This is a genomic window from Burkholderia sp. CpTa8-5, from assembly GCF_017815045.1.
Taxonomy (GTDB): Bacteria; Pseudomonadota; Gammaproteobacteria; order Burkholderiales; family Burkholderiaceae; genus Burkholderia; species Burkholderia sola.
Map to the genome: position 1 here is coordinate 41,089 of NZ_JAGIQD010000009.1, position 24,705 is coordinate 65,793.

The 24,705-nt window shown below is 68.0% G+C and carries 24 protein-coding genes and 1 riboswitch; of the genes, 8 read left to right on the forward strand and 16 right to left on the reverse strand.

The genetic code is table 11. The annotated features are described in order from the left end of the window. Positions 1-2: 2 nt before the first annotated feature. A complete protein-coding gene (locus J8I35_RS15845) occupies positions 3-587 on the reverse strand; it encodes an SIS domain-containing protein (RefSeq protein WP_209926131.1) in 585 nt (194 codons plus the stop codon). Positions 588-713: 126 nt separating this feature from the next. Next, entirely contained in the window at positions 714-1,142 is a 429-nt protein-coding gene (locus tag J8I35_RS15850; protein ID WP_176016556.1) for a YraN family protein, read from the reverse strand. 46 nt (positions 1,143-1,188) lie between these two features. On the opposite strand from J8I35_RS15850, the gene rsmI reads away from it, so the two are divergent. Continuing rightward, the gene (gene rsmI / locus J8I35_RS15855; RefSeq protein ID WP_124681056.1) at positions 1,189-2,076 is read left to right on the forward strand and encodes a 16S rRNA (cytidine(1402)-2'-O)-methyltransferase; all 888 of its coding nucleotides are present in this window, start codon (positions 1,189-1,191) and stop codon (positions 2,074-2,076) included. 103 nt (positions 2,077-2,179) lie between these two features. On the opposite strand, the gene J8I35_RS15860 is transcribed toward rsmI, so the two are convergent. Beyond that, a complete protein-coding gene (locus J8I35_RS15860) occupies positions 2,180-2,791 on the reverse strand; it encodes a septal ring lytic transglycosylase RlpA family protein (protein ID WP_050011835.1) in 612 nt (203 codons plus the stop codon). Between J8I35_RS15860 and J8I35_RS15865 the strand changes: the two genes are divergently transcribed. The 4 genes from J8I35_RS15865 (at position 2,673) to J8I35_RS15880 (ending at position 5,299) form a co-directional block, all read left to right on the forward strand. Next, on the forward strand, positions 2,673-2,987 hold the full coding sequence (locus J8I35_RS15865; protein WP_162484451.1) for a hypothetical protein: 315 nt from the start codon (positions 2,673-2,675) through the stop codon (positions 2,985-2,987). The two genes, J8I35_RS15860 and J8I35_RS15865, sit on opposite strands and share 119 nt — an antisense overlap. 461 nt (positions 2,988-3,448) lie before the next feature. Continuing rightward, a complete protein-coding gene (locus J8I35_RS15870; protein ID WP_050011834.1) occupies positions 3,449-4,093 on the forward strand; it encodes an MBL fold metallo-hydrolase in 645 nt (214 codons plus the stop codon). Continuing rightward, the gene (locus tag J8I35_RS15875; protein ID WP_209926132.1) at positions 4,090-4,749 is read left to right on the forward strand and encodes an exonuclease; all 660 of its coding nucleotides are present in this window, start codon (positions 4,090-4,092) and stop codon (positions 4,747-4,749) included. Before J8I35_RS15870 ends, J8I35_RS15875 begins: the two co-directional genes overlap by 4 nt. 79 nt (positions 4,750-4,828) lie before the next feature. Beyond that, positions 4,829-5,299 (forward strand): Lrp/AsnC family transcriptional regulator, encoded by a 471-nt coding sequence (locus J8I35_RS15880; RefSeq protein ID WP_006477376.1) that lies wholly within the window; start codon positions 4,829-4,831, stop codon positions 5,297-5,299. Between the two features lie 69 nt (positions 5,300-5,368). Here the strand turns inward: J8I35_RS15880 and J8I35_RS15885 are convergent, their stop codons facing one another. The 3 genes from J8I35_RS15885 to J8I35_RS15895 all read right to left on the reverse strand — a co-directional run bounded on the left by J8I35_RS15885 (position 5,369) and on the right by J8I35_RS15895 (position 8,081). Further along, a complete protein-coding gene (locus J8I35_RS15885; RefSeq protein WP_209926133.1) occupies positions 5,369-6,526 on the reverse strand; it encodes a cation diffusion facilitator family transporter in 1,158 nt (385 codons plus the stop codon). Between the two features lie 242 nt (positions 6,527-6,768). Then, positions 6,769-7,062 carry an H-NS histone family protein gene (locus J8I35_RS15890; RefSeq protein ID WP_006491875.1) on the reverse strand — a complete coding sequence of 98 codons (294 nt, stop codon included), beginning with the start codon at positions 7,060-7,062 and terminating at the stop codon, positions 6,769-6,771. Positions 7,063-7,421: 359 nt separating this feature from the next. After that, positions 7,422-8,081, reverse strand: a complete 660-nt coding sequence (locus J8I35_RS15895; protein WP_209926137.1) for a pyridoxamine 5'-phosphate oxidase family protein — start codon at positions 8,079-8,081, stop codon at positions 7,422-7,424. A gap of 179 nt (positions 8,082-8,260) precedes the next feature. Between J8I35_RS15895 and J8I35_RS15900 the strand changes: the two genes are divergently transcribed. Continuing rightward, positions 8,261-9,478, forward strand: a complete 1,218-nt coding sequence (locus J8I35_RS15900; protein ID WP_050012092.1) for an MFS transporter — start codon at positions 8,261-8,263, stop codon at positions 9,476-9,478. An 88-nt stretch (positions 9,479-9,566) separates the two neighbouring features. On the opposite strand, the gene J8I35_RS15905 is transcribed toward J8I35_RS15900, so the two are convergent. Together J8I35_RS15905 and J8I35_RS15910 are read right to left on the reverse strand one after the other, a co-directional pair. Beyond that, on the reverse strand, positions 9,567-10,709 hold the full coding sequence (locus tag J8I35_RS15905) for a branched-chain amino acid ABC transporter substrate-binding protein (protein ID WP_050011830.1): 1,143 nt from the start codon (positions 10,707-10,709) through the stop codon (positions 9,567-9,569). A 437-nt stretch (positions 10,710-11,146) separates the two neighbouring features. After that, on the reverse strand, positions 11,147-12,229 hold the full coding sequence (locus J8I35_RS15910) for a nitronate monooxygenase (protein ID WP_209926138.1): 1,083 nt from the start codon (positions 12,227-12,229) through the stop codon (positions 11,147-11,149). 223 nt (positions 12,230-12,452) lie between these two features. On the opposite strand from J8I35_RS15910, the gene J8I35_RS15915 reads away from it, so the two are divergent. Both J8I35_RS15915 and J8I35_RS15920 read left to right on the forward strand, forming a co-directional pair. After that, positions 12,453-13,145, forward strand: coding sequence for a dienelactone hydrolase family protein (locus J8I35_RS15915; RefSeq protein WP_050011828.1), 693 nt, complete (start codon positions 12,453-12,455; stop codon positions 13,143-13,145). Between the two features lie 81 nt (positions 13,146-13,226). Next, positions 13,227-14,705 (forward strand): amidase family protein, encoded by a 1,479-nt coding sequence (locus tag J8I35_RS15920; RefSeq protein ID WP_050012091.1) that lies wholly within the window; start codon positions 13,227-13,229, stop codon positions 14,703-14,705. Between the two features lie 105 nt (positions 14,706-14,810). On the opposite strand, the gene metF is transcribed toward J8I35_RS15920, so the two are convergent. The 8 genes from metF to flhB form a co-directional block, all read right to left on the reverse strand. After that, positions 14,811-15,641, reverse strand: a complete 831-nt coding sequence (metF, locus tag J8I35_RS15925; RefSeq protein ID WP_050011827.1) for a methylenetetrahydrofolate reductase [NAD(P)H] — start codon at positions 15,639-15,641, stop codon at positions 14,811-14,813. A 34-nt stretch (positions 15,642-15,675) separates the two neighbouring features. Continuing rightward, positions 15,676-16,029, reverse strand: coding sequence for a phage holin family protein (locus J8I35_RS15930; protein WP_011882923.1), 354 nt, complete (start codon positions 16,027-16,029; stop codon positions 15,676-15,678). Positions 16,030-16,125: 96 nt separating this feature from the next. Next, positions 16,126-17,544 (reverse strand): adenosylhomocysteinase, encoded by a 1,419-nt coding sequence (gene ahcY, locus J8I35_RS15935; RefSeq protein ID WP_050011826.1) that lies wholly within the window; start codon positions 17,542-17,544, stop codon positions 16,126-16,128. Positions 17,545-17,576: 32 nt separating this feature from the next. After that, a riboswitch (S-adenosyl-L-homocysteine riboswitch) is annotated at positions 17,577-17,705 on the reverse strand. Positions 17,706-17,817: 112 nt separating this feature from the next. Then, positions 17,818-18,552, reverse strand: a complete 735-nt coding sequence (locus tag J8I35_RS15940) for an RNA polymerase sigma factor FliA (RefSeq protein ID WP_006484033.1) — start codon at positions 18,550-18,552, stop codon at positions 17,818-17,820. Between the two features lie 22 nt (positions 18,553-18,574). Further along, a complete protein-coding gene (locus J8I35_RS15945) occupies positions 18,575-19,393 on the reverse strand; it encodes a MinD/ParA family protein (RefSeq protein WP_209926139.1) in 819 nt (272 codons plus the stop codon). Then, on the reverse strand, positions 19,386-21,143 hold the full coding sequence (gene flhF, locus J8I35_RS15950) for a flagellar biosynthesis protein FlhF (protein ID WP_209926146.1): 1,758 nt from the start codon (positions 21,141-21,143) through the stop codon (positions 19,386-19,388). Before flhF ends, J8I35_RS15945 begins: the two co-directional genes overlap by 8 nt. After that, complete coding sequence (flhA, locus tag J8I35_RS15955) at positions 21,140-23,242, reverse strand: flagellar biosynthesis protein FlhA (protein ID WP_050011823.1); 2,103 nt, start codon at positions 23,240-23,242, stop codon at positions 21,140-21,142. Before flhA ends, flhF begins: the two co-directional genes overlap by 4 nt. Beyond that, a complete protein-coding gene (gene flhB, locus J8I35_RS15960) occupies positions 23,239-24,438 on the reverse strand; it encodes a flagellar biosynthesis protein FlhB (RefSeq protein ID WP_050011822.1) in 1,200 nt (399 codons plus the stop codon). Before flhB ends, flhA begins: the two co-directional genes overlap by 4 nt. Between the last annotated feature and the right edge of the window lie 267 nt (positions 24,439-24,705).

A 24,705-nucleotide genomic window follows, 5' to 3' on the forward strand; every position in this document is an offset into this window, starting at 1 on the left:
GTTCAATCCTCACCCAGCAGCATCGCGTCGATGCCGTCGCACAGGCAGTGGATGGTCAGCAGATGGACTTCGTGGATGCGCGCCGCGCGAACGGCGGGCACGCTGATCGGAATATCGGTATCGGACAGCGCGGCCGCGACCGTCTGGTCGTTGCCGCCCGTCAACGCGACGACGGTCATCTCGCGCTCGTGCGCCTCGTCGATCGCCGCGAGCACGCGCGGCGAAGCGCCGAGCGCGTCGAGCACCAGCAGGATGTCGCCCGTCTGGCCCAGCACGCGCACCTGCTGCGCGAACAACTGCTCGGCCGCCGCCGCGCCCGCGAGGCCGGCCTGCGATGCGTCGGTGGCCAGCGCGATCGCGGGCAGGCCCGGACGCTCGCGCTCGAAACCGCCGACGAGCGACGCGGCGAGGTACTGCGCGGCGGCGGCCGACGGGCCGTCACCGCACGCGACGATCTTGTTGCCGTTCGCCAGTGCGGCGAACATCGCATCGACCGCGGCTGCGATCGGCAGCGACAGCGCGTCGGCCGCTTCGGCGTGAAGCGCGGCGCTGTCGCGGAATTGTTGCTGAATACGTTCGACTGACATCGATTCCTGGTGAACTGGGCGCGCGGCACAACTCGCGCGACATCGTGGGTGCGGCGAGTTTACCGTACTCCGGCGCCCTCTCCGGCGGTCCGGCAAGAACTCTTTACATCTCGTCACAGCTCGCGGCTATGCATCGTCGGTACGAAATGCGTCGCGCAGCCACGCAAGCCGTCCGGCCTCGAACGCGACGACGTCGAAACGGCACGCGGCGCCGGCGCCGTGCCGCGACCAGAACTGCAACGCCGCCGCGACCAGACGCCGCCGCTTGCGCCAGCCGACGCTCGCGGCCGCGCCGCCGTGCCGGGTGCTGCGCCGCGCGCGCACTTCGACGAATACGAGCATGCCGTCTGGCTCGCGCATCACGAGATCGAGCTCGCCGCCGCGCATCGTCACGTTCGCGGCGACGAACCCGAGGCCACGACGCTCGAGAAACTGCCGCGCGCGCTGCTCGAACGCCGCGCCGACCGGTTTGGATCGCGCCGCGCCGGAAAAGTTGTCGCCCGAACGCGGCCGATCGCTGGCGCCCTCCGGCCGCGCCGGCGCCGCGTGGCACAATGCCGTCCTTGTTCCGCTCGTGCCGCGATTGCGTGCATTGCCTGCCATGACTGCCCTCCTCGAACTCGCGCATACGCAGCACTACCCGGACGCCGCGCTCTACGTGGTCGCCACGCCGATCGGCAATACGGCCGACATCACGCTGCGCGCGCTGCACGTGCTCGGCCTCGCCGACCGCATCGCGGCCGAAGACACCCGCAATACGGGCCAGCTGCTCGCCCGCTACGGGATCTCGAAACCGCTCGTCGCCGTGCACGAGCACAACGAACGCGAAGCCGCGCAGCGCGTGATCGAACTGCTGCGTGGCGGCGAACGCGTGGCCTACGTGTCGGACGCCGGCACGCCGGGCATCTCGGACCCCGGCGCGCGGCTCGTCGACGCCGTGCGCGCGGCCGGCTTCCCGGTGATTCCGCTGCCGGGCCCAAGCGCAGCCGTGACCGCGCTGAGCGTGGCCGGCGACTGGGCCGGCGCGTTCACGTTCGCGGGCTTCCTGCCGCCGAAGGCGAAACAGCGCGCGACCGCGCTGCAGGCGCTGGCGTCGCACCCGTACGCGCTGGTGTTCTACGAAGCGCCGCACCGGATCGCCGAAACCGTCGACGCGCTCGCCGACGCGTTCGGCCCCGCGCGCCGGCTGCTGATCGCGCGCGAGCTCACCAAGCTACACGAGCAACTGTTTCAGGGCACCCTGGCCGAAGGACAGAGCTGGCTCGCCGGCGATGCGAACCGGCAGCGCGGCGAGTTCGTGCTGGTCGTCGAAGGCGCGCCGGCGGCAAGCGGCGAAGCCGACGACACCGCGCACGACGCGCTGCTCAGGCTGCTGCTGGAAGAGGTGCCGGTGAAGAGCGCGGCCAAGCTCGCGGCCGCGCTGACGGGCGCATCGCGCAACACGCTGTATGCGCGTGCGCTCGTGCTGAAGGAAGGCGACGAAGGCTGACGCGCGACGCCGCCGCGCGGAAACACAAAGGGCTGCCGGAAGGCAGCCCTTTGCGCAGGAGCGGACGATCCGCCGGGTTGTTGCGTCGGGTTGTTGCGCCGCGTTACTTCGCCGAGATCGATGCGAACATTTCGTTGCGTGCATCGCGCGCTTCCTGCGGCGACAGCCCTTCGATCTTCACGCGGCCCGTGCCGGCGTGCACGAGGCCGATCACCTTGGCCGCCGCATACGACAGGTCGAGCACACGGCCGCGCTTGAACGGCCCGCGATCGTTGACCTTCACGACGACCCACTTGCCGGTCGATGCGTTCGTCACCTTGATGTACGACGACAGCGGCAGCGTGCGGTGCGCGGCGGTGAACGCGTTCATGTTGAAGCGTTCGCCGTTCGCGGTGCGGCGGCCGTGGAAATCCCGCCCGTACCACGATGCGCGGCCGCTCTGGCGGAAATCGGACACATCCTTGCCGTCGATCGGCTCGGCATCCGCCAGCGACGACTTCTTCGCGTCCTTGCTGTCGGCAGCCGGCATCGATGCCAGCGCGGAATCGAAATTGAGCGGCTGCTTGTCGTCGTCCGCCTTCGCGGCGGCGGCGGTCTTGTCGACCGCCTTCTTCTGGCTCACGCTGCCGGTGGTCTGGCTGGATGGCACCGCACAGCCCGTCAGCGCAAAAAACAATGCAATGGTTCCGAATCGGCTCGGAAAACGTAAATTCATCGACGTGTCGCCTTCTGGTTCGGGCCGCATCGATACAACGCTGCTTCACAACGCAGACATATGCGGCCCGGACGGCAAATGCGTGCACGCCCCGCTCGAATGCGAGCAGGCGGCTAGCATGGGCGCGGCGTTCGTCTTGGCCGCAACCGTCCTGATTAGCTTTCACGTCTGGCGCAACCTGTCCCCAACAGCCTGACCAGACCCCACATGCCGCCATCGAACATGGCTCCACGTTCGCGCGCGTCGCTACGACCAACGCACAGGAACGGCGGCACAGGCCTCATCCGGCGGCGCGGCAGCAGGGCCGCAGGCGGGCGCGCAGCACCCGGCCGGACAAGACGTGAGCACCGACTGCTCGGTGCTGGATACACCGCCGGACTCCCCGGCGGCTGATGCTTGACGGTGGATCGGACGCCTCGTTTAACGGGGCCGATACACCAGCGAATGGCGTGAAATTCACGCGCAATGGGGCGCATTATACATAAATCAAAACCTTGTCTCGAAAAGGCCCCCCGGCGGACCATTGATTCTCGCTATGGCTGTAACAATCGGCATGCTCCGGGAATGCCCTGATCCGCGTGCTGCGGCATGCATCGTACGCACGGCAGGCCACACGCGCGACCGGTACAATCGCTCCTTTTAGCCGCCGGTGCCCTCATGAAAGTCACGCTCATTCCGGTCACGCCGTTCCAGCAGAACTGCTCGCTGCTCGTCTGCGAGAAGACGGGCCGCGCCGCCGTCGTCGATCCGGGCGGCGATCTCGACCGGATCGAACAGGAAGTCGCGCGGCAGAACGTGCAGGTCGAGAAAGTGCTGCTCACGCACGGGCACATCGATCACTGCGCGGGCGCGAAGACGCTCGCGACGCGCTACGGCGTGCCGATCGAGGGGCCGCAGGAAGAAGAACGCTTCTGGATCGAGAAGCTGCCGACGCAGAGCGAGCGCTTCGGCTTTCCGGCCGCCGACGTGTTCGAGCCCGACCACTGGCTGAACGACGGCGACACCGTGCGGTTCGGCGACGAGACGCTCGAGGTCTATCACTGCCCGGGCCACACGCCCGGCCACGTCGTGTTCTTCAGCCGCGCGCATCGCGTCGCGATCGTCGGCGACGTGCTGTTCGCGGGCTCGATCGGCCGCACCGATTTCCCGCGCGGCAATCACGAGGATCTCGTGCGTTCGATCAAGGAAAAGCTGTGGCCGCTCGGCGACGACGTCACGTTCGTGCCCGGCCACGGCCCGGTGTCGACGTTCGGCGACGAGCGCCGCACGAACCCGTTCGTATCCGACAAGGTATTCGGATGAACCAGACCGCCATCCCGGAAATTTACGTCAGCACCGACGTCGAAGCCGACGGCCCGATTCCCGGCCCGCATTCGATGCTGAGCTTCGCGTCGGCCGCCTATACCGAGGACAAGCAACTGATCGCGACGTTCTCGGCGAACCTCGAGACGCTGCCCGGCGCCAGCGCTCACCCGGTGCAGGAAGCGTGGTGGAAGACCGAGCCCGAAGCCTGGGCCGCGTGCCGGCGCGATCTGCAGACGCCCGACGCGGCGCTGGTCGCGTACGTCGAATGGGTCGAGGCGCTGCCCGGCAAGCCGGTGTTCGTCGCGATGCCGGCCGGCTTCGATTTCACGTTCATGTTCTGGTACATGATGCGGTTCGCGGGGCGCTGCCCGTTCTCGTGGTCGGCGCTCGACATCAAGACGCTCGCGTTCGCGATGACGGGCCTGCCGTACCGCAAGGCGATCAAGCCGCGCTTTCCGAAGCACTGGTTCGACGACCATCCGCACACGCACGTCGCGCTCGACGACGCGATCGAGCAAGGCGCGCTGTTCTGCAACATGCTCGCCGACCTGCGCCGGCAGCAGGCCGCGCTCGCGGGCCTGGCCGTGTCGGATACCGATCGGTCGGAAAGCGCGGGGACGGGACAAAATCCCACGGATCCGCGAGCAAATTAGCGAATCTCGCTCAACGGCGCGTCGCCAGATTGCCTTTCGTTCCCCGGCGCTCTAACATTCAGCGTGTTGTAGCTGCCGCATGGAGGCGCAGGTGACGCTCGATTCCTTTTCGCAAAAAATCCTTCGCCTGTTGCAGCTCGACGCGCGCCGTTCCGTTCAGGAAATCTCCGACCAGGTCGGGCTGTCGAGCACGCCGTGCTGGCGCCGCATCAAGGACATGGAACAGTCGGGCGTGATCCAGCGCTACACGGCGCTGCTCGATCGCGAGAAGCTCGGCCTGCACGTCTGCGCGCTCGCGCACGTGCACCTGACGCGCCACAACGAAGGCGGCGTCGAGCAGTTCGAGCGCGAGATCGCGACCTGCCCGGAAGTCACCGAGTGCTACAGCACGACCGGCGAAGCCGATTACATCCTCAAGATCGTCGCGCCGGACATCAAGGCCTACGACGTGTTCCTGCACGAACGCATCTTCAAGATCCCGGCCGTGTCGCAGGTGCGCACGAGCGTCGTGCTGCGCGAAATCAAGTTCGACACGCAACTGCCGCTGTAACGCGCGGGCCTGCCCTGCGGCGGGCCGCGTTCGCCGTTGCCGGTGCCAGTGCCGGCCGCCGGTTGCCGGTCACGTCTGCCCGGTCAACGTGCGCGTGAAGCCGATCCGGCGTGCGCCGAACTCGCGCTTCAGCGTGTCGATGTCGAGCCGGGCGGCCAGCGCCGCATCGGTGTCGCGCGGATCGCCGTCGAGCGTCACGTCGACCTCGAGCCCCGTACTCAGGTAATGCAGGTTGATCGCCGCCGCATGCAGCCCGCGCTGCGCGAGCGCGGCCTCGAGCCGCGCCGCCAGTTCGCCGCGCGGCGGCAGCGCGAGCGCCGGACGGCGCGCCGCATCGTTCTCCGGGTCGACATGGATCAGCGCATCGAGCACGCGCGGGTCGGACAGCACGCGCGCCCGCGCGGTCTCGGCGATGTAATGCCCTTCCGAGACGGAGATCTTCGGATCGACGAGGATGTGCGCGTCCACGAGCGCGGCATCGCCCATCTTGCGCGTGCGCAGGTCGTGCACGTCGCGCACGCCGGGCGTCGCGACGAGCAGCGCGCGGATCTCGGCCGTGTCGGCCGTATCGAGCGCGCGGTCGGAGAGGTCCTGCAACGCGTCATAGCCGAACGTCCAGCCCATGCGCGCGACCATGAAGCCGACGATCGCCGCCGCGATCGGGTCGAGCAGCCGCACACCGGCCAGGCTGCCGACGATGCCGATCGCGACGACGAGCGACGACGCCGCATCCGAACGCGCATGCCATGCGTTGGCGACGAGCATCGCCGAGCGCACGCGCCGCGCTTCGCGCAGCATGTAGCGAAACAGCGCTTCCTTCGACACGAGTACCGTCAGCGCCACGATCAGCGCGGAAAAATGCACGGCCGGAATGTTTTCGAGATTAACGAGGCGGTCGCCGGCGCGCCAGAGCATGCCGATACCGACCGCGATCAGGATCGCGCCGAGAAACAGCGACGCGACCGTCTCGTAGCGGCTATGGCCGTAATTGTGGTCGGCATCCGGCGATGCGCCGCTATGCCGATTCGCAACCAGCACGACAAAATCCGAGATCAAATCGGAAATCGAATGCACACCGTCCGCAATCAATGCTTGCGAATGCGCAATCACGCCGATCGCGATCTGAAATGTCGCAAGTACGACATTGAGGACAATACTGACGAGCGTGCTCTTGCGCGCAACGGCGTGCTTATCTGCGCTCTGCGCGTCGCCGGAAAACGTGGACATGAAATATGAGATATCGGTGTGCGGTACGCAATTCTATCAAAGGCGCCCCGCAAGCCCGGCCAATATCCACAAATTTCTCATTTAAATCAATCGCTTATGCGAACGTGTCGCATTTTCATTCACCGGACATGCTTACAGCTTCATGACGACCCGGCTGGGCCGCCGGTGTCCGGAAAACAAAAAAGCCGCGCTCCTCGACGGACACGCGGCTCTTTCGAAGAGCGGGCAACCTAAACGAACGCTTAAATCGCAAACTGTTCGCGGTTCTTGCCGGCGATCCAGCGCGGCGGCTTGCCACGACCCGACCACGTCGCGCCCGTTTCCGGATCGCGATACTTGGCCGCCACGCCTGCGCGCGGACGACCGACCTTGCCGGCCTTCGCGCGGCTGAGGCCGAGTTCGGCGAGCGAAAAGCCGTAGTCGGCAATTTTCTGCTTCACGTCATTCAGCACTTCAGCGTATTCACGCGACTTCGCTTCTTCGATTTGCTTCTCCAGCTTCTCCCGCTGGGCCAGCAGGTCCTTGTAAGAAGACATAGTTTCCCTTTCTATCTATCTGACCAATGGCGCCGGTCTGAGCCAGCTCACCATTCATGAAATATATGTGCCTCGGATTTTTGAAGGCAGAGATTAGCACAAAAAAGATTTGATAGAAGCGAGATTCATGAAAATCCCGAGATCAATTGAAATTCGCACATGTCATTTTGACCGGCCGCGGCCTTTTCTCAAATTTTTACGCTCCTCCATAGAGATTAGGACATTAGCGATTGGCTATTAGGTCTTTCAACATACGCAATTACCCTGCATTGAAGAAAATCAAAGCTTTCATCGGACGAGAGTTTCGCGAAAACCAGATGACGCCGTTTGCTAAACGAACAAATCACTGACCCGTGACGTCACGTCACATCCTTTGCGCGGGCGATCAGCTGTTCGCGCAGCGCACCGATGTCGGCCGACGGCGCGTCGAACGGCGTGCGCACGCGGCGGCCATCGCATCGCCAGTCCGCGCCATGGCGATCGACGCCGAGCAGGTCAAGCCCGTCGCGGCGGGCGTCGCCCGCGTCGTATGCCGCCCACAGTGCCCGTTCGTCGTCGAACGCGAGCGGCGGCAGCGCATCGAGCTGCACGCCGTCGATCCAGCCCATCCGCCCGAACCCGACGATATGGCGCAACCGCTCGATCTCGAGCGCCCAGAACCCGAAATCGCCGAGCGCGAGATAGCGCGCGGCGCTCGGTTCGTAGCGCAGGTAACGCGCGGCGACGTGTGGATCGTCGCCGAGCGGCACGAACCGGCCCAGCAGCGTCGCACGCTCGGCACTCAACACATCGCCGGCGCTGGCGTCGACGACGAGGAAACCCGCGCGCGGATCGGCGGCGAGATTGCGCGTGTGCTCGGCCAGACCGCTCACCAGGATCACCGGCCGATGGCTTGCATCGGGTGCAAACGGCACGACCGTCGGATACGGGAAGCCCTCCGGTTCGCGCGCATGGGTGGCGAGCGTGCCGAACGTGCAGCGGTGCAGCAGATGCAGCGCGAAGGCGGGATCGATGTTCAAGGTGACTCCTGCGGTCGAAAGGCGGCGCGTCGGCCAGGGTTTCGATGTTACCCGCGGGCGCCGCACGCCGCGCATCGGCCGAACGGCCATCGCCCGGCAGGATCGTAAGCGGTTCGATAGAATCGGACAAATCCGATCGGCGCCGCGTGCGCCCGCGCATTTTCCTGACGAGCCTTCCCGTGTCCGAATCCCCTTCCTCCGAATCGCCGTCCCCGTTCGCCGCGCCGCCCGACGCGCATCGCGTGCTGCCGCTGCCGGCGCGCCAGCGCGCGCGCACGGCGTCGATGGCGCTGTTCTTCGTCGCCGGCATGATGTACGCGTCGTGGGGCGTGCACGTGCCGACCGTGCGCGACAAGTTCGCGCTGAGCCCCGGGCTGCTGTCGATCGCGCTGTTCGCGGTCGCCGGCGGGTCGATCGCCGCGATGCTGACCATCGCGCGCTGGATCGCGCGCGTCGGCTCGCGCACCGCGTGCGTCGCCGGCGGGCTCGTGATGTCCGCGTGCGCGGCGCTGATCCTCGTCGTGCCCGACTACTGGATGCTGCTCGTGGTGCTCGCGCTGTTCGGCTTCTCGATGGCGACACTCGACGTCGCGATGAACGCCGAGGCCAGCGCGGTCGAAATCGCGCTCGGCAAGCCGATCATGTCGTCGCTGCACGGGATGTTCAGCATCGGCGGGATGGCCGGCGCGGCGGCCGGCGGCGCGCTGCTGTCGGCCGGCATGGCGCCGGTCGCGCATCTCGCGCTCGCGGCGGCGGCGAGCGCCGCGGTGCTCGTGGCCGCGAGCCCGGCCGTGCTGCCGCACGTACCGCACCACGAACAGGTGCACGGCGGCGGCAACCGCTGGCGCTCGCCCGCGTTGTGGATGCTCGGCGGCATCGCGCTGGTTGCGCTGATCGCCGAAGGCGCGATGTACGACTGGGCGACCGTCTACATGCGCGACGTCGTCGCGGCGAGCCCCGCGCTCGCGAGCGCCGCGTACGCGGCGTTCTCCGGCGGGATGGCCATCGCGCGCTTCGCGGGCGACGCGGTGCGCGCCCGCTTCGGCGCGCCGCAGCTCGTGTTCGCGAGCGCGTCGCTCGCCTGTGCGGGGATGATCGGCGCGCTGCTGCTGCCGAATCCGGTCGCGGTGCTGACCGGTTTCACGCTGATGGGCCTCGGGCTGGCCAACATGATGCCGGTGTTGTTCGCGGCCGCCGCGCGCGTGAAGGGCATCCACGCGGCCGAAGGGCTCGCGCACGTGGCCGGGCTCGCGTATTTCGGACTGCTGTTCGGTCCGGTCGTGATCGGCGCGGTCGCGCAGGCCGCGAACCTGACGATCGGCCTGTCGGTCGTCGCACTGTGCGCGGCGCTCGTCGCGCTCGTCGCACCCAGGGTGCTCGCGCACCTGAAGATCTGACGGCGCGGCGGCGTAAGCCGGCCCAAAAAGAAAGCGCGCATGCGTTGCCGCATGCGCGCTTTCCCCCCTTCTGTCGGCCGCTGAAGCGTTACATCTTCACTTCGTCGAGCAGCGACTTCTTGCCGCTCTTGTAGTTGTACAGCGAAATCACGCCGTGCTGCAGGTCGCCCTTCGCGTCGAAGGTCGTCGTGCCGATCACGCCCGTGTACTTCGTCGCCGGCATCGCCGCGAGGATCTTCGCCGTGTCGGTCGAGTTCGCGCGCTTCATCGCGTCGGCGATGATGTACACGGCGTCATACGTGAACGGTGCGTAGATCTGGATCGGCTGGCCGAAGCGCTTCTCGTACTTCGCCTTGAACGCCGCGCCGCCCGGCATCTTCTCGAGCGAGGCACCGGCTTCCGAGCACACGATGTTGTCGGTCGCGTCGCCGGCCAGGTCGGCCAGCTTTTCCGTGCACACGCCGTCGCCCGCGAAGATCTTCGCGCGCAGGCCGAGCTGCTTCGCCTGTTTCGCGAACGGGCCGCCGGTGGCGTCCATGCCGCCGTACATGATCGCGTCCGGGTTTTCGCCCTTGATCTTCGTCAGAATCGCGCGGAAGTCGACCGCCTTGTCGTTCGTCGCGTCATGCGACATCACCTTCAGGCCGAGCGCCTTCGCCTTCTTCTCGAACTCGTTCGCGAGACCCTGGCCGTACGCGGTCGAATCGTCGACCACCGCCACGCTCTTGATGCCCTTCGAGTGCGCGTAGTTCGCCAGTGCCGGGCCCTGCTGCGCATCGGTCGCCACCACGCGGTACGTGGTCTTGAAGCCTTGCTGCGTGTAGGCCGGGTTGGTCGCCGACGGCGAGATCTGCACGATGCCCGCATCGCTGTAGATCTTCGAGGCCGGGATCGACGTGCCCGAGTTCAGGTGGCCGACCACCGCGACGACCTTGTCGTCGACGAGCTTCTGCGCAACCTGCGTCGCCTGCCGCGGGTCGGCGGCGTCATCCTGCGGGTCGAGTTGCAGCGTGATCTTCTGGCCGCCGATCGTGAGACCCTTCGCGTTGATCTCCTCGACTGCGAGACGCGCGCCGTTTTCGTTGTCCTTGCCCAGGTGTGCAATGCCGCCCGTCAACGGCGCGACGTGGCCGATCTTGACGACTTGATCGGCGGACGCGTTGCTTGCAGCTGCAGCGCACAGCATTGCCGCTGCGGTGATCGGCAACAGCTTTTGCATCTTGATATTCATGTAAGTCTCCAGTTCGGTCCCAAAAAACGCCATCGCCCGGTGCCCCGCTGCCATCCCCGTGTTTGCAATCACTGGACGATTCGCCGGTTGCATCCTTCATGCACTTGGCCTCAAGCACGTGAAAACCGCCGCTTTTAGCAGCCGCCCGCTCGTACTTGCGCGCAAGTGTAGGTGATCAAATTAATTTGTGGGACTTTTTTAGGATAGTGGTAACACTACCGATATGCGCGCTTTGGAAGGATGATTCGAATCGCGCTGCAAGCCCCGGCGGATAAGGGTTTCCGCTAATTTCGACGCACTGTCGAAAGGTCGTTTCAAGCGAGTCGCGCGGGCATTTCGATTCGGTATTTTGTGACCTGGATCATTGAATGAAACGCGCGTGACACCACGCGCGTTTCGTCGCCCCACATGAACGGCTCAAGCGGCCGAAACGGTGTTCAGGCAGCCGATGCGCGCCATTCCGCATCGAGCGCGGCGACCAGCTGCGACGTCGTCAGCGCATCGCCGCGCCGCCGCGCGAGCGGCGCGCCCTGGCCGGCCCACAGCGACAGGTAGTCGCCGTCGTTCGCGCGCGCGGCCGCCTGCCGCAGCGGCTGGGTCAGCGCGTTCTGCACCGGATACGGTGGGACGTCGGCCACGTGCTCGCCGAGCCGCGCCATCAGCGTGTTGCGCAGCCCGCGTGCGTGACGGCCGGTGATCGCACGGGTGACCTGCGTCGACGTATCGGCGCTCGCGAGCAGACGCGCCTTCCAGTCCGCGGCGATCGCGCTTTCCGCGCACGTGAGGAACGCGGTGCCGAGTTGCGCGGCCTGCGCGCCAAGCGCGAGCGCGGCCGCGATGCCGCGGCCGTCCATGATGCCGCCCGCGGCCAGCACCGGCAGGCCCGTCGCGTCGACGAGCTGCGGGACGAGCGCGAGCGTGCCGATCAGCGCGTCGTCGGCGGCACCGATGAAGGTGCCGCGGTGGCCGCCCGCCTCGGCGCCCTGCGCGGAGATCGCGTCGGCGCCGGCCGCCTGCCACGCGAGCCCTTCGGCCACGTGCGTCGCGGTGCCGATCACATAGGTGCCGGCGGCTTTCAGGCGTGCGACGTCGGCTGCGTCGAGCACGCCGAACGTGAAGCTCGCGACCGGCACGCGCAGCGCGACGAGCGCATCGAGCTGCGCGCGGAAATCGGGCGCGTAGCGCGCGGGCGCCGTGCCCGGCGGCAGGCCGAGCGTGGCGTTCAGCGGGTCGATCGCCGCCAGCGCGCGCGCGACGGTCGCCGCGTCGGGCGCAGCTTCATCGGGCAACACGAACAGGTTGATCGCGAACGGGCGATCGGTCGCCGCGCGGATCGCGGCGACTTCGGCGTCGATCCGTTCGGGCGCGAGCGCGCCGGCGCCGAGGCTGCCGAGCGCACCGGCATTCGATGCGGCGGCGACCATCGCGGTCGTGGTCGCGCCGACCATCGGCGCCTGCACGAGCGGCAGACGCAGGCCGAAGCGTGCGGAAAAGGGCGTGGAAAACGAGCGGGCAGACATGGCGAATCCTTCGATGACGGTGCGCGAAAGCGCTTTGTAAAGGCCGGTACATCGACTCTATCGAAGCGGCGCGGCGCCGAAAAATGAATAATCGAGATCGAAACGATCGCTGCGCGAGAAGCGGCCGCGTGCGCTGCAGCAGCGGGCGATTGGTGGCACACTAGGCCGCCTCTTTTCATCCCCGGGGGCGCCTCCCGCACCCCGCACGCCAGGAGTTCAGAACGTGACTGCCCAATGGATCGACATCCCGACCGGTAACGACAGCTTCGGCGGCTATCTCGCCCTGCCCAAGCGCGGCAAGGGCCCTGCCGTCATCATCATCCAGGAGATCTTCGGCGTGAACGCGCACATCCGCGCGGTCGCCGATCAGTACGCGGCCGACGGCTTCGTCGCGCTCGCGCCGGACGTATTCTGGCGCACGCAGCCGCGCGTCGAGCTGACCTACGAAGGCGCGGATCGCGACAAGGGCATCGAGCTGCTGAAGAAGACCGACGTGGGTCTCGCGGTCGCGGACATCGTCGCGGCGGCCGACGCATTGCGCGCGCGCCCCGAAGTGGCCGGCAAGCTCGCCGCGATCGGCTACTGCTTCGGCGGCCAGCTCGCGTATCGCGCGGCCGCGACCGGCAAGCTGGACGCGGCGGTGGCCTATTACGGCGGCGGCATCCAGAATGCGCTCGACCTCGCCGGCCAGGTCACGCAGCCGATCCTGTTCCACTACGCGGAAAACGACCACGGGATTCCGCTCACGGCCGTCGATCAGGTGAAGGCCGCATTCGCCGGCCGCGGCAACGCTTCGTTCCACGTGTACCCGGGCGCCGAGCACGGCTTCAACTGCACGGACCGCGCGTCGTACAACCAGCGCGCCGCGGCGCTCGCGCACGGCCGCACGCTGACCTTCCTCGCCGAGCATCTGTAAAAAAGCCCGGCCGCGGGCCCGGCGCGCCGGGCCCGCGTTATGCTCGCACCATCGCCACGAGTCACAACGGGGGTGACCGCGATGCACTCGGACTATCTCGCGCATGACGCAATCGGCCTCGCCGCGCTCGTGCGCGACCGCCACGCCAGCCCGCGCGAACTGCTCGACGCCGCGATCGGCCAGGCCGAAGCGGTGAACGGCGCGATCAACGCGATCGTGCTGCAGGACTACGAAGCCGCGCGCGCGCGTGCGGCGGCCGCGCCCCAACCCGGCGCCGACGCGCCGTTCGCGGGCGTGCCGTATCTCGTCAAGGATCTCGGCGCGGCGGTCGCCGGGCTGCCGCTGTCGATGGGCAGCCGGCACTACCGGTACTTCGTGCCGGCCGACGATTCGCCGGTGATCGCGCGCAGCCGCGCGGCGGGCCTGAACGTATTCGGCAAGACCAACACGCCCGAGATCGGCCAGATGCCGTACACGGAACCGGAACTGTTCGGCGCGTGCCGCAACCCGTGGAATCTCGACCACACACCCGGCGGGTCGAGCGGCGGCGCGGCGGCGGCCGTCGCGGCCGGCATCGTACCGCTCGCGCATGCGTCCGACGGCGGCGGCTCGATCCGCATTCCGGCGTCGTGCTGCGGGCTGTTCGGGCTGAAGCCGAGCCGCAACCCGGTGCTCGTCGACCTGCCGTCGAACGGCGAACTCGTCGTCCAGCACGCGGTGTCGCGCAGCGTGCGCGACAGTGCGCTGCTGCTCGACGTGACGACCGGCCAGACGCTGCCGCCCGGCGCGCCCGGCACCTTCCTCGGCGCGCTCGATACGCCGCCCGGCCCGCTGCGGATCGGCCTCGTCGTCGATCCGATGCTCGCGCCGGCACTCGCCGACGACACGCGCGCGGCGCTCGACGACGCGGCCGCGCTGCTCGAATCGCTCGGCCACCGCGTCGAGCCGGCGACGCTGCCGATCGACTACGCGCGCGCGGCCGAAACCTTCCTGACGCTGTGGGCAACGATCGCCGAGGACATGGTGCTCGGCGCGCGCGCGCTGACCGGCCGCACGCCGCGCCGCGGCGAATTCGAGGCCGCGACGTGGGCGATGGCGGTGGTCGGCCGGCGGCTCGCGCGCACGCGCCTGCCGGACGTGCTCGAATGGCAGCGCCAGCTCACCGTGCAGGTCGCCGGTCTCGTGTCGCGTTACGACGCGATCCTGTGCGCATCGCTCGCGGGGCCGCCGGTGAAGATCGGTGAATTGCAGCCGACGCCGTTCGAATCCGCGCAGATGAAGCTGCTCGCCGCGCTGCCGGTGAAGCCGCTGCTGAAGGAAATGCTCGCGAAATCGTCGGAGAAGGCGTTCGCGTGGGCCGGCTGCACCGAGCTGTTCAACCTGACCGGGCAGCCGGCGATGTCGGTGCCGCTGTACTGGAATGCGCGTGGGTTGCCGATCGGCGTGCAGTTCGCCGCGCGCCACGCCGACGACGCGCTGCTGCTCCGGCTCGCGCGGCAGCTCGAACACGCGCGGCCGTGGTTCGACCGCCGTCCGCCGCTGATGCAGGCGCAGCGCTGATTCGGCGGCTTGCGCCACGCGGCATGCGCGGCGCGTCACGATAAAAAAGCCCCGCCGGCGCAAACCGGCGGGGCTTTCACGCAGGCAACCGCGTGACGGCGCTCGTTACACCGCGAGCCGTTCGCAGATCGTCCGCGTCGCGACCGCTGCGTTCAGCGTATAGAAGTGCAGCCCCGGCACGCCCGCGTCGATCAGGCGCTGGCACAGGCTCGTGACGACGTCCGCGCCGAACGCGCGGATCGACTCGCGATCGTCGCCGAAGCTCTCGAGCCGGCGCGCGACCCAGCGCGGCACTTCGGCGCCGCACATCTCGGAGAAGCGCATCAGCTGCGAGAAGTTCGTGATCGGCATGATGCCCGGCACGATCGGCACGTCCACGCCGAGCTTGCGCGTGTCGTCGACGAAGCGGAAATACGCATCCGCGTTGAAGAAGTACTGCGTGATCGCGGAATTCGCGCCGGCTTTCACCTTGCGCGCGAAATTCTCGAGATCGGCCTTCGGCGAACGCGATTGCGGGTGGTACTCCGGATAGCCGGCGACCTCGATGTGGAACCAGTCGCCATGCTCGGCGCGGATGAAGCTGACGAGCTCGGACGCATAGCGCAGCTCGCCGACCTCGCCCATCCCCGACGGCAGGTCGCCGCGCAGCGCGACGATGTGCCGGATGCCGTGCGAGCGGTACTGGTCGAGGATCGCGCGCAGGCTGTCGCGCGACGAGCCGATGCACGACAGGTGCGGCGCGGCCTCGAGGCCGTCCTTCTGCATGTCGAGCACGGTATCGAGCGTGCCCTGCTGCGTCGAGCCGCCGGCGCCGAACGTCACGGAGACGAATTTCGGCTTCAGCGGCAGCAGCTGCGCGCGCGTGGCGCGCAGCTTCTCGACGCCGTCCGCCGTCTTCGGCGGGAAGAATTCAAACGAGAGTTCGATCGGTTTCATGATTCGATGGGGTTGAGCCTGCGCCCGCTCGCCGTCAGCCGATGTCGCGCTGGCCGAAGATCAGGGCGGACAGCAGCCACGACACGATGCTGTACAGGATCGAACCGAAGAACGCGGACCAGAACCCCGACACCTCGAAGCCCTTCAGCAGCGACGACGCGAACCAGAAGCACAGCGCGTTCACGACGAGGATGAACACCCCGAGCGTGACGATCGTGACGGGCAGCGTCAGCAGGATCAGCACCGGCCGGATCACCGTGTTGATCAGCCCGAGCACGACCGCGACGATCAGCGCGGTGCCGAAGCTCTTGATGTGGATCGACGGCACGAGGTACGTGATGATCAGCAGCGCGAGCGCGTTGATGACCCAGGTGAGAATGACGCTCATGGAGGGCTCCGGTTCGGTTGTCGATCGGTACGATCGGTGAGCGCCGCCGCGCCGTGCGCCCGCCACGGGCGCGCACGGTGCGGCGGCCGCCGCGCATCAATAGCGGTAGTGGTTCGGCTTGAACGGGCCGTCCTTCTGCACGCCGATGTACGCAGCCTGCTCGTCCGACAGCACCGACAGGTTCGCGCCGATGCGCGCGAGGTGCAGGCGCGCGACCTTTTCATCGAGATGCTTCGGCAGCACGTACACCTTGTTCTCGTACTCGTTGCCGCGCACGAACAGCTCGATCTGCGCGAGCGTCTGGTTCGCGAACGAGTTCGACATCACGAACGACGGGTGGCCGGTCGCGCAGCCGAGGTTCACGAGGCGGCCTTCGGCCAGCAGGATCACGCGCTTGCCGTCCGGGAAGATGATGTGGTCGACCTGCGGCTTGATGTTTTCCCACTGGTACTGGCGCGTCGACGCGACGTCGATTTCCGAGTCGAAGTGACCGATGTTGCAGACGATCGCGTTGTGACGCATCGCCTTCATGTGATCGTGGTTGATCACGTGGTAGTTGCCGGTCGCCGTCACGAAGATGTCGGCCTTGTCCGCCGCGTATTCCATCGTCACGACGCGGTAGCCTTCCATCGCCGCCTGCAGCGCGCAGATCGGATCGATTTCGGTGACCCACACGGTCGCGCCCAGGCCGCGCAGCGACTGCGCGCAGCCCTTGCCCACGTCGCCGTAGCCCGCGACGACCGCGACCTTGCCCGCGATCATCACGTCGGTCGCGCGCTTGATGCCGTCGACGAGCGATTCACGGCAGCCGTACAGGTTGTCGAACTTCGACTTCGTGACCGAATCGTTCACGTTGAACGCCGGGAACGGCAGGCGGCCGTCCTTTTCCATCTGGTAGAGACGGTGCACGCCGGTCGTGGTTTCTTCGGTCACGCCCTTGATGTGCGCGAGGCGCTTCGAGTACCAGTTCGCGTCGACGTCGAGGTGCGCCGCGATCGACTTGTACAGCGCGACTTCTTCCTCGTTGGTCGGCTTCGCGATCACCGAACGGTCCTTCTCGGCCTTCGCGCCGAGGATCAGCAGCAGCGTGGCGTCGCCGCCGTCGTCCAGGATCATGTTCGCGAATTCGCCGTTCGGCCATTCGAAGATGCGGTGCGAGAACTCCCAGTATTCGTCGAGCGACTCGCCCTTGAACGCGAACACCGGCGTGCCGGCTTCGACGATCGCGGCCGCCGCGTGATCCTGCGTCGAGAAGATGTTGCACGACGCCCAGCGGACGTCCGCGCCGAGCGCCTTCAGCGTCTCGATCAGCACGCCCGTCTGGATCGTCATGTGCAGCGAACCGGCAATGCGCGCACCCTTCAGCGGCTGCTGCGCCTTGTATTCGTCGCGGATCTGCACGAGGCCCGGCATTTCGGTCTCGGCGATGTTCAGTTCCTTGCGGCCCCAGCCGGCCAGCGCCATGTCGGCGACGACGTAATCGTGGGAAGCCTTGGAATCGATAATGGCGTTCATCACGCCCTCCTTTCTAAAAAGTTTCTAGATTGGTGACGTGAGCGCCGTTCAGGAAGCGGGGCCGGCGCGACGGTCGCTCGAAACGATCGCCGCACGGCTGCTTGGTGAAGCCTTCCGAGCCTGGCGGACGCTGATGGTCCGTCGCAACGCTCCTCGGAAAACGGAGGGGATTGTAGCAAATCGGCGCGCGAAATGCGCAACGACGACGCGTCGGCACGAGACGCGCGCGGCGCGGGCACGCGCGGCCGTGGCCGAAAGGGCAGGACTTCGGGGTCAGGACTCCGCGCCGACCCACGCCTGTTCGCGCAGCCGTGCGCGCAGGCGCGCGACGGCCTGGCTGTGGAGCTGGCATACGCGCGATTCGCTCACCTCGAGCACCGCGCCGATTTCGCGCAGATTCAGACCCCGTTCGTAGTACAGCGACATCAGCAGCTTCTCGCGCTCGGGAAGCCGCTCGATCGCCTCGACGAGCGCCTCGCGCAGGTGCTCGTCGAGCAGCGCCGACAACGGATCGGCATGATCGACGCGATAGCGGTCGAGGAACGGCTCGTCGTCGGCCGCGCGATCGAAATCCTCGTAGTAGATGAGCTGGCTGCCGTGCAGGTCCTGCAGCATCCCCTGGTATTCGTCGAGCGGCATGTTGAGGTGCTGCGCGATCTCGGTCTCGCTCGCCGAGCGGCCGAGGTGCTGCTCGACCTGGTGCACCGCATGCTCGACCTCGCGCGACGTCTTGCGCAGGCTGCGCGGCAGCCAGTCGTTGCTGCGCAGCTCGTCGAGCATCGCGCCGCGGATGCGCTGCGTCGCGTAGGTCTCGAACTGCGCGCCCTGGTCTTCCTTGTAGCGGCCGGCCGCGTCCATCAGGCCGATCATGCCGGCCTGGATCAGATCGTCGAGATCGACGCTCGCCGGCATCTTCGCGACGAGTTGCAGTCCGAGGCGGCGCACGAGCGGCGCATATTGCGCGAGCACGTCGGCCTGGGACATCTTTCCTTGAGCGTTGTACATCATGGCTCCCTCCTTCGGGTGGCGCTCACGCGGCGTGTGCCGCGCCCGCCTCATACGACGGCTTGCCGCCGGCGTGGACCGCGCGGCCCGCGCCCGAACCGGGGCGCATCGGCCAGTACAACAGGTCGGCGGCAATCTGCCGGTAATCGCGCGCGGCAGCCGACGACGGGAACGCGTCGACTACCGCATGCATCAGTTCGCGGGCGTGCTCGACGAGCGGATCGGCGCTCACGCAGCCCGCGTCGGCGATCGACACGGTCAGGTAGCGGCTCGCAACGCCCGCGAGGTTGTCGAAGGCCGTCTTCGCGTCCGCGTGGCCGGCGACCTGATTGGTCAGCACGCGGAACTGCGCGAACGCGTGCGCGAAATGCAGCCGCTTCATGCACGCATACGCCTCGGTGATCGCCTGCACGGCAACCCGCGTGACGATCAGCACGTCGTGCGCTTCGCGCGCGAGCGCCGACAGCGATCCGTCGGTGCCGAGCTGCGCGTCGACGAGGACGATGTCGGCCGGGCCGTCGATGAAGTCGCTCAGCTGCGCGTCGCTGTAGCCGGCGCGCGCGAGCTGGGCGGCGCCGCACAGGCCGAAGCCGGCCGCCACCCGCGTGCGTTCGCCGTCGCGCAGCCACGCGCCGGCGAGCGTCGCGCTGGCCGAATGCACGTCGGCGCGCTCGTCGACGACCAGCACGTCCTTGCCGAGCGACGCGAGCGCCGCCGCGAGGTTCACCACGGTGGACGTGCAGCCGACGCCCGCCGGCCCGCCCGTCACCGCGACGATGCGCGACGCGCGCCCGGCCAGCAGGCGCCGCAGCCCTTCGGCCTGGTCGATGATCCGTTTATCCAAATCGCACCTCGTGCAGCTCGGCGGTGGAACGTGCGGTCAGTGCGGAAAGCAGCGTCGGCATGTCCTCGTCTTGCGGCACGAAGGGCGAGCCGTCGCGCGGCACACAGAACGCGCTCTTCAGCAGGAATTTGGTCGACGCGACGTACAGGTTCTCCGGCACCTTCTGGCCGGTCGACACGTAGTGGACCGGCAGCTTGTAGCGGATTACCGTGTCGAGCACGCTGCCGAGGTGGGTCGCCTCGTCGAGCTTCGTGAGGATGCAGCCGGCCAGGTCAGGGTGCTCGCCCGCGCTGCGGTACGCCTGCACGACTTCGTTCAGCGTATCGCCATGGCTCGTCGCGTTCAGCAGCAGCAGGCGCTGCACCGGCGCGTTCGCGCCGTGCAGCATCGCGATCTGGTCGGACACCGCGCGGTCGCGCTGGCTCATGCCGATCGTGTCGATCAGCACGATGTGCTTGTTGCGCAGCTCGGACAGCGCGAGCGCGAGGTCGCCCGCATCCTTCACCGCGTGAACCGGCACGCCGAGGATCTTGCCGAAGATCCGCAGTTGCTCGTGGCCGCCGATCCGGTAGCTGTCGGTGGTCAGCAGCGCGACCTTGCTCGCGCCGAAGCGCATCACGCAGCGCGCGGCCAGCTTCGCGGTGGTGGTCGTCTTGCCGACGCCGGTCGGCCCCATCAGCGCGAACACGCCGCCGCGCTCCATCAGCGCGTCCTCGCTGTCGAGCACCGGCAGGTTCGATGCGAGCACCGACTGCGCCCATTCGGCGGCCTGCTCGAAGGTCTGCGCGCCGTCGCCGGACGGCAGGTTGTCGACCAGCATCCGCACGAGCTGCGCGGAAAAGCCGGCCGCGAACAGGTGCTTCGTCAGCGCGCCGTGCACGGCGCTGCGACGCTGGCGGTCGTGCCACATCAGGCTGTCGAACTGCTCTTCCATCATCCCGCGCAACTCGCCCAGCTCCTGCATCACCGTGTCGTTGACGATCCGCTCGATGCGCGACTTCACCGCATCGGCCACCACGGCGGCCGCGTCGGCGGACAGGCGCGTGCGGTCGGTCTGCTTGGCGCCGTACGCGGCGCCCGTGTCGGCTGCGCGCTTGGCCGCGGCCGGCGCTCCGGCGGCCGGCATCCGGCGCTCGGCGTCGCGCACGATGTCGCGCGCCCAGTCGGGCGGCGTCGCGCGGGCGGCGGCTTGCGGCGCGGGCGCGCTCGCCTGCGGCTCGGCGGGCGCCTGCGCACGGGCGATCAGCGCGTCGCGCTGCTGCGTCAGGCGCTTCGCGTGCTCGACCAGCCACGGTGCGGGTTCGGAAGTGGCGGCCGGCGATCCGACCGCGGCCGATGCAGCGCTCGACGGCGCTGCCGCCGCGGGCGCGTCTGCATCGATCGACGCAGGGTGCGCATCCGCGTCTTGCGCGTCGGCGCTCGCGCCGAACACGGACGAGAACACGTCCGGCAGCCCGCCTTCGCCGGCCGCATACGGATTGGCGGCCGGGCGCGGGGCGATCCCCGGGCGCGACACGATGCCCGGCACGGCGGCGGCCGGCACGGAGTCCGGCACGCGCGACGTGGCGAGGCGCCCACGCGCGGCCGGCGGCGCCACCGCGGCGAGATCCGAATCGGCGAGTGCAACGATTTCGACGCTGCCGTCATCGAGCGTGCGGTTCGACAGCACGACCGCGTCGGCGCCGAGCGCCTCGCGCACGAGACGAAGTGCGTCGCGGCTCGTTGCGCCGGTGAATTTGCGAATGTTCAAGCGGAACCCCCGATGACGTTAACGACTTTGATCGTGCGTGTGTCCGGCACTTCGGCGTACGACAGCACTTTCAGTTGCGGCAGGCTGCGGCGCAGGAAACGCGCGAGCATCGCGCGCAGCGCGTGCTGCACGAGCAGCACGGGCGGCAGCCCGAGATTCTGTTGACGCAGCATCGCTTGCTGCGTGCCGGTCAGAAGGTTGTGCGCGAGGCCGGGTTCGAGGCCCGGGTTCGCGCCGGTGGCGAGCGCCTGCGACAGCACGCGCTCCAGGTTCGCGTCGAGGCCCATCACCTGCATTTCGCCGTTGCCCGGATACCACTGCTGCGTGATCGCGCGGCCGAGCGAGAGCCGCACCGCGGCCGTGATCTCGAACGCGTCGCCGCGGCCCGCATGCTCGGACACCGCCTCGAGGATCGTGCGCATGTCGCGAATCGGCACGCCTTCCTCGAGCAGGTTCTGCAGCACCTTCTGCAGCGTGGTGAGCGAGATCGTCTTCGGCACCAGGTCCTCGACGAGCGACGGCGCGTCCTTGCCGGTGCGCTCGACGAGCGCCTGCACTTCTTGGCGGCCGAGCAGCTCGGCCGCGTGCTGGACGACGAGATGGTTCAGGTGCGTCGCGACGACCGTGCTCGCGTCGACCACCGTGTAGCCGTACACCTGCGCCTGCTCGCGCAGCGCGACGTCGATCCACACGGCCGGCAGCCCGAACGCAGGGTCCTGCGTGACGGCGCCCGGCAGCGCGGCCGTCACCTGGCCCGGGTTGATCGCGAGCCACTGGCCCGGGAACACTTCGCCGAAGCCGATCTCGACGCCCTTCAGCGCGATCCGGTACGCGTTCGGCCGCAGTTCGAGGTTGTCGCGGATATGGATCACCGGCGGCAGGAAGCCGATTTCCTGCGCGAATTTCTTGCGGATGCTCTTGATGCGCTTGAGCAGCTCGCCGTCGCTGTTCTTGTCGACGAGCGGGATCAGCCGGTAGCCGACTTCGAGGCCGAGCGGGTCGATCAGCTGCACGTCGTCCCAGGTCGCTTCGTGGCTGTCGGCCGGCAGCACCGCGGGCGGCGCGATGTCGGTCACGTCGCCGGCCGCCTTGCGGGCCGCCGCGCGCTTGGTCTGCGTGCGCGCCAGCCAGATCGCGCCGCCGCCGAGCGCGAGGAACGCGAAGTGCGGCATGCCCGGGATCAGCCCCATCAACACGATGATCGCGCCGGTGATGTTCAGCACGCGCGGGTTCGTGAACAGCTGGCCGGTGATCTGCGTGCCGATGTCCTCGTCGGTGGCGACGCGCGACACGATCACGCCGGCCGCGGTCGAGATCACGAGCGACGGGATCTGCGCGACGAGGCCGTCGCCGATCGTCAGCAGCGTGTAGTTGGTGCCGGCCGCGGCGAAGCTCATGTCGTGCTGGACCATCCCGACGATCAGCCCGCCGATCACGTTGATCGCCATGATGATCAGGCCGGCGATCGCATCGCCGCGCACGAACTTCGACGCGCCGTCCATCGACCCGTAGAACTCGGCTTCCTGCGAGACGGCCAGGCGCCGCTTGCGCGCCTGTTCCTCGTTGATGAGGCCCGCGTTCAGATCGGCGTCGATCGCCATCTGCTTGCCGGGCATCGCATCGAGCGTGAAGCGCGCGGACACTTCGGCGATCCGCCCCGCGCCCTTCGTGATCACCATGAAGTTGATGATCATCAGGATCACGAACACGACGATGCCGACCGCGAAGTTGCCGCCGACGAGGAAGTGGCCGAATGCTTCGATCACCTGGCCGGCCGCGTCGGGCCCGGTATGGCCTTCGAGCAGCACGACGCGGGTCGACGCGACGTTCAGCGACAGGCGCAGCAGCGTCGAGAACAGCAGCACGCTCGGGAACGCCGCGAAGTCGAGCGGCTTCATCGTGTACATGCTGACGAGCAGCACCATCACGGACAGCGCGATGTTGAACGTGAACAGCAGATCCAGCAGCATCGGCGGCAGCGGCAGGATCATCATCCCCAGGATCATGCAGATGAGGATCGGACCCGCGAGCGCGCGCAGGTTCGTGCCGGCGAACGGGTTCGCGCGCTTGCCGAACAGGCCGGTGGTCGGGGTGCTCATGCCGCGTTCCCTTGCTGGCCGAGGGCGTCCTCGGCTTCTTCACGTTCGTCGTCGGCGGCGACCGACGTACCCTTGTCGAGTTCGGCCGGCACGTCGAGATCGACCGGCATCGCCGGGAACGCGCCGCCTTCCGAGCGGAAGCGCTTGAGCTGGTAAACCCATGCGAGCACTTCGGCCACGGCCGAGTACAGCGAACCGGGGATCTCGCGCTCGAGTTCGACGTTGTGATACAGCGCACGCGCGAGCGGCGGCGCTTCGAGCAGCGGCACGTTGTGTTCGGCCGCGAGTTCGCGGATGCGCGCGGCGACGAGGTTCACGCCCTTCGCGACGACCTTCGGCGCGCGCATCTCGCCGTCCGTGTATTGCAGCGCGACCGCGAAGTGCGTCGGGTTCGTGACGACCACGTCGGCCTTCGGCACGGCCGCCATCATCCGGCGCCGCGCAATCGCGCGCTGCTGCTGGCGGATCCGCCCCTTCACGTGCGGATCGCCTTCGTTCTCGCGATGCTCGCGCTTCACTTCTTCCTTCGTCATGCGCAACTTCTTGTTGTACTGCCAGAGTTGGTAAGGCACGTCGAGCCCGGCGACCACCAGCATCCCGGCGACCGTCGTGCCGCAGCACACGGCGACCAGATGCAGCGCATCGGGCAGCGCGGCGCCGAGCGGCTGCGTCGCGAGGCTGAGCAGCTCGTCCTTGCTGCGCCAGATCGCGATGCCGCCGATCCCGCCGACGACCAGCGTCTTCGCGATCGACATCCCGAGCTGGATCGGCCCCTGGATCGAGAAGATCCGGCCGAGGCCCGAGATCGGGTTCAGGCGGTCGAACTTCAGCTCGAACGTCTTCTGCGAAATCAGCCAGCCGCCGAGCGCCATCGGCGCGAGCAGCGCGGCGACGCCGGTGAGCGCGAGCAGCGGCAGCAGCGCGGCGAAGCCTTCGCGGCTCGCGCTGCCGGCCGCCGACAACATCCGGTGGGTGTCGAACGCGGTCGCGCGATCGAACGTGAACGCGCCGCGCAGCATCGCCTGCAGATGCCCGCCCGACGGGCCCGCGAGCAGCCATGCGCCGTAGAACCCCGCCGCGAGCAGTGCGAACGAAGCCAGCTCGCGCGAACGCGCGACCTGCCCCTCCTCGCGCGCCTTCTCGCGGCGCCTGGGAGTGGCGGCTTCGGTCTTGTCGAGATCGCTCTCGTCTGCCACGGGGCCTCCAGTCGGGTACGGCGGAATGCCGCTTTCCAGTGACACCGATTATTCATGGACGCGTCAAACGCCGATCGGTCGAGCAAAGCCGGGAAAGGGGGGTATTTCGGGGAATCGGGCGAGCGGCCGCGAACGCGGCCGGAACGGGGGCGGAGCGACGCGCGGCGTGGCGGAAAAACGGGACCGGCCGGCGCATTGGCGAGGCGGCGGCCGCAAGCGGAACGGCAGCGGCTTCACGCGCGGGGAACGGTGAAACGACGGACGGGA